General features: G+C 68.4%; 1 protein-coding gene. It reads right to left on the bottom strand.

All coding sequences use genetic code 11. The annotated features are described in order from the left end of the window. On the bottom strand, window positions 1-1552 hold a 1552-nt coding region (locus CCN51_RS40945; protein WP_158104744.1), incomplete at both ends, for a non-ribosomal peptide synthetase.

The following is a 1552-nucleotide window of genomic DNA, read 5'->3' as shown; positions in this document are numbered from 1 at the left end:
GCGGTACATGCGGGTGCCGGGCGGGCCGAACGGGTCGGGGAGGAAGCGTTCGGCTGTGGTGGCGGGCTGGTTGATGTAGCCGTGGGCGAGGCCGGTCCCGGCGATGTAGAGCTCGCCTGCCACTCCGGGGGGTACGGGGCGCAGTGCGTCGTCCAGGACGTAGGCGCGGGTGTTGTCCATGGGCCGGCCGATGGGGACCGATGTGCCGGGTGGTGTGGCGGGGGTCATGAGGTGCTGGGTGGCGCACAGGGTGATCTCCGTGGGCCCGTACAGCGATCGCACCTTGACGTGCGGGCAGGCCTGGAGTACGCGTTGGACGGCGGTGGGGGAGACCACGTCACCGCCGGTCAGCACCTCCTGGACCTGGCCGAAACACCCGGGATCCTCTTCCGCGATCACCCGGAACAACCCCGCCGTCAGCTCGATGGCCGTGACTTGGCCATCGCCGATGAGCGTGCGCAGTGCTTTGGGATCGATCTGCTCGTTGGGCGCTACGACGATTCGGCCGCCGGAGAGCAGGGGGACCCAGATCTCGTAGTCGGAGGCGTCGAAGGCGTGCGGGGCGTGCATCAGCACCCGCTGGTGTGCGGTGTCGGCCCATGACCTGTCGAGGGCGAGTTCCACCACTCCGCGGTGGGGGACGGCCACGCCCTTCGGCTCGCCGGTGGAGCCCGAGGTGTACATCACGTAGGCGAGCTGCAGCGGATGCCTGCCGTTCAGGGTCGGGTTGCTTTCGTCGGCGTCGGCAGTGGCCAGGAGCGCGTCGGTCACCTCGACCACGCGCGTGTCTGTGGTGAAGCGGGCTGCCTGTGCGGGCCGGTCGGTGAGGAGTACGTCGGCGCCGCAGTCGCGCATGACCGAGCGCAGCCGCTCCACCGGATAGCCCTCGTGCAGCGGTACGTAGTATCCGCCCGCCTTGAGCACGGCCAGCAGGACGGCTATCAGATCGGTGGATCGCTCCATCCACACCGCCACCGCATGCCCCGGTTCGATCCCCAGCCGGATCAGGTACCGGGCCAGCCGGTTCGCCCGTGCGTTGAGCTCGGCGTACGTCAGCTCCTGGCCCTGGAAGACGACAGCGACCGCGTCGGGGGTACGTGCCACCTGCGCTTCGAACAACTCCGGCAGCACCGCATCCGGCATCCGACGCGCCGTGTCATTCCACTCGGACAGAATCTGCCGACGTTCGGCTTCGTCGAGTATGTCGACGCGGTCGATGGGGATGTCCGGGTCCGCGACCACGGTCTCCAGCACCCGTTGCAGACGGGTGACGAGTGCTTCGGCGGTGGCGGGGTGGAAGAGGTCGGTGCGGTAGTCGAGTTGTCCGGTGAGCCCGTTGGGGGTGCCGTCGGCCGTACGGGATTCCCTGAGGTTGAAGCCCAGGTCGAACTTGGCGGGGGTGCCGCCGAACGGTTGGCGGGTGACGTGGATGCCGGGGAGGTCGAGGTTGGGGTGGGTGTTGTTCTGGAGGGTGAGCATGACCTGGAACAGGGGGTGGTGTGCCAGGGAGCGTTGCGGGTTGAGGACTTCTACGAGGCGTTCGAAGGGGATG

This window comes from Streptomyces milbemycinicus (genome assembly GCF_002154605.1).
GTDB lineage: Bacteria > Actinomycetota > Actinomycetes > Streptomycetales > Streptomycetaceae > Streptomyces > Streptomyces milbemycinicus.
Note: the sequence above shows the minus strand (reverse complement) of the source record. Positions and strands in the feature narration are given on the sequence as shown.